Annotated in this window: 4 protein-coding genes; all 4 read right to left on the reverse strand. The window is 62.3% G+C overall.

The features are described 5' to 3' along the window. Positions 1 to 263: 263 nt before the first annotated feature. The 4 genes from WBF82_RS13155 to WBF82_RS13170 all read right to left on the reverse strand — a co-directional run bounded on the left by WBF82_RS13155 (position 264) and on the right by WBF82_RS13170 (position 2626). The gene (locus WBF82_RS13155) at positions 264 to 587 is read right to left on the reverse strand and encodes a DUF732 domain-containing protein (protein WP_424383455.1); all 324 of its coding nucleotides are present in this window, start codon (positions 585 to 587) and stop codon (positions 264 to 266) included. Positions 588 to 661: 74 nt separating this feature from the next. Further along, positions 662 to 1567, reverse strand: coding sequence for an alpha/beta fold hydrolase (locus tag WBF82_RS13160; protein WP_424383456.1), 906 nt, complete (start codon positions 1565 to 1567; stop codon positions 662 to 664). Between the two features lie 10 nt (positions 1568 to 1577). Continuing rightward, the gene (locus tag WBF82_RS13165) at positions 1578 to 2078 is read right to left on the reverse strand and encodes a hypothetical protein (protein ID WP_424383457.1); all 501 of its coding nucleotides are present in this window, start codon (positions 2076 to 2078) and stop codon (positions 1578 to 1580) included. Further along, positions 2075 to 2626, reverse strand: a complete 552-nt coding sequence (locus WBF82_RS13170; RefSeq protein WP_424383458.1) for a mammalian cell entry protein — start codon at positions 2624 to 2626, stop codon at positions 2075 to 2077. The genes WBF82_RS13165 and WBF82_RS13170 overlap by 4 nt, the downstream gene beginning before the upstream one ends. Between the last annotated feature and the right edge of the window lie 134 nt (positions 2627 to 2760).

A 2760-nucleotide genomic window follows, 5' to 3' on the forward strand; every position in this document is an offset into this window, starting at 1 on the left:
CCCAAATACGGCGATCAAACCGAACAAGATGATCAGAATCGTTTTTCTCACGAGTTATCACCCCGCCCCCTGGTCGCCAAACGCGTTTTGCTGCACGGAGCATAATGCCAACGCAGCCACACCGACCATCATTTGAAATTCTTGTAACTCTGCGAGGTGGGATGGTAGCGGGATTGATCGCGAAGCAAATTGGCGCGATCGAAGGGCGAGTTAAGACGACGACGCTTAGCTGCTCGGGCACACGCCTTCCCGCGCTTGCGCGGTCAATTCGTCGCACCGGGGCAGTACACGGTGATGGCGTCTTGCATGAACGGCCGCACCTGCGCAACCGTTAAGCCTTGCGATTGCAGCTCGCCGGCGATCTTCGACATGGCGACCCTGAACGGGCTCGGGTGCCCACCGAAGCGGAAGTTATACACATCGGCACGAGAAAGACCATCGTTGTCGCACCGTTCGTGCGCAATAGCGATCATGCGATCGGGTCGACCGACATTCAACCCATCATTCGATAGCAACCCCAAAAACTGGGCATCCAGTGTGTCGGCGTGCGCGACAGCGCCCGCGACCAGTACAGCCGCGACGGCCACAAAAGCCGGACAGAACGGACTTGCAGTCATGGTTAAGTGTGGCATCCATCGCTGACAACCGCGAGTCGCGGCCGCTACCCAGCCGAGCCGATGAAACCCAACATCAGGTCGGCAACGCGCTCCGGCTGGTCGAGCTGCAGGAAGTGTCCGGCATGGTCGATGATGGCCACGTCACTGTGGTCCGGCAGCGCTCGTGGAACCCAGTGTGCGAAAGCCGCCGTCATGCAACCGTCGTCGCGTCCGTGTAAGTACAAGCTCGGCAATGCCGGCGCTGATGTCCAATGCCGGTGCAATTCGGCGTACCGCGTCGGCGGGCGGGTGTTTCGGATCGTGGCCCGGTAGGGGCCGAGCGCGGCACGCCAACTCTCCGGTGTCCCGATCGCGGCGTCGACATGGCGCAGATCTTCTTTGGCGTCATAACCCGGTGACCATCGTCTCCACAGCCGTGGCAGCACCCAAGACGCGGATCGCTCTGGCAGCCAAGGTAATTGGAAGTAGCTGATGTACCAGCTGCGCAGTAGCTGCGGTAGGAGTTGCGCGAGGAGCCGGGCCCGATCGGGCAGCGCACCCAATGGACGAAACGCCGCAGCCGGAGGGACCGACATGATCACCGCTTTCGCGAACGGACTGTCCGGAATCGCCGCCAAGCCACTGGCTGCCAGCCCGCCCCAGTCGTGGCCGATCACCACGTCGCGATCGGTGCCGCCAGCCGCCGACCGCACCTGGAGCGCGTCGTCCATCAGCGCCCCGATGTGATAGCTACCGTCGGAAGGAATCGACGAGGGCGCGTAGCCACGCATGAACGGCGCGACCACTCGCCAGCCCGCCTCGGCGAGCCGCGGCGCGACATTACGCCACCCGTAGGGTGTATCGGGAAATCCGTGCAGGCACAGCGCAATCGGGCCGTCAGCTGGCCCCCACGTCAGGGCCTTCAGCTCTACGGCGGGAGCATGCACATCAATCCAGCGGGGTCCAACCATCACCTAATCCTCAAAATTGGTCGAATCCGGAGACCAGCCAGCGATCGCCAATTTTATCCAGCGTGAGCCGGACACTGGAGTCGGCATCGGCCGGCGCAGAGTTACCGATCTTGATCGTCTGGTTGACGAAAACCAGGACTACCGCGTGATTGTCCATGATCGACTCCGACACCGCCCCGGGAACCCTGGCCGTCGCTACAACGTGTCCTTCTTTCGCATTCGGGATGAGCTCCTCCTGCGTCTGCCGTGTGTAGGTGTCGAGGAAATTGCCGGTCAATCGCTGCCGCGCGGCCGCCACGTCACGATCCACGGTGTCGAAGCGGAACGTCAACAGTACGACGGTGGAATCCCTTGCCGCGGCAACTGATTGGCTGCGAGCAAGGTCGTTATTCCGAACCGACGAGTCGTTCCACTTGAGCAGACCCGCCGCGATCGCCAGCAGCAGTGCAAGCGCAGGAAGCAAGCCGTAGACCAGCACGCGCGACCAGTTGACGCCTCTTAATTGTGTCATGGCACGAACACCACATCGGAAACCTTGGCGATATCGCCCTCCTGTTTCACAGTGACCCGTATCCGCCAAAACTGCGGCCCCTGATGGGTTTGTGCGGGATCCGACGACTTCACGGTCACCGCTACCAACACCTTGCCCTGGTCGCCCTTTCGCGATTCCAGCCCAGCGTCAGTGGCGGTGGCTACCAACTGGGATCGCATCCGCTGGGCGTTGGCGATGTATGACTGCTTGCGGCGCGCGAAGCTGTCGTAGAACTTGCCAGTCGCAGAGTCCAGGATCCGTTGCGCGTCAGCATCGGCGTGCTGATAGTCGACCGTTAGGAGGCTCGCCGCGCCCTGGCGAGCTGATTGCACGAAGAGGTTGCGCTGCGCCTCGAGATTGTCGGCCTCATACGCTCGGAACCCCAGCCAACCGACCAGCCCTGCCAACAGAACGCCCGCGACCAGGCCGGCGACCAGCGCGATCCGATCGACCTGGTTCGCGGATTGGATGGGCCGAAGATATACGACGTCTGGCTCACCGCCGGCGCTAGCAGCATCGTCGGGCATACCACCCAACGTACGGGTCTGCCGAGGGCAGACATGTCCGGGTCAAACGCTGATCGCCGCAGAGGCTTTACGCCGCTGCCGCCGCAGCTTCGAGGTCGGCGACAACGATCTTGCGCATTTCCAGCATCGCTTTG

Origin of the sequence: Mycobacterium sp. (genome assembly GCF_049673265.1) — a bacterium.
In the GTDB taxonomy this organism is placed as follows: domain Bacteria; phylum Actinomycetota; class Actinomycetes; order Mycobacteriales; family Mycobacteriaceae; genus Mycobacterium.

Bases quoted from the DNA above. Each gene is read 5' to 3' on its own strand.
- WBF82_RS13160 (WP_424383456.1), bottom strand. From the start codon at position 1,567: ATGGTTGGACCCCGCTGGATTGATGTGCATGCTCCCGCCGTAGAGCTG.
- WBF82_RS13170 (WP_424383458.1), bottom strand. From the start codon at position 2,626: ATGCCCGACGATGCTGCTAGCGCCGGCGGTGAGCCAGACGTCGTATAT.
- WBF82_RS13165 (WP_424383457.1), bottom strand. From the start codon at position 2,078: ATGACACAATTAAGAGGCGTCAACTGGTCGCGCGTGCTGGTCTACGGC.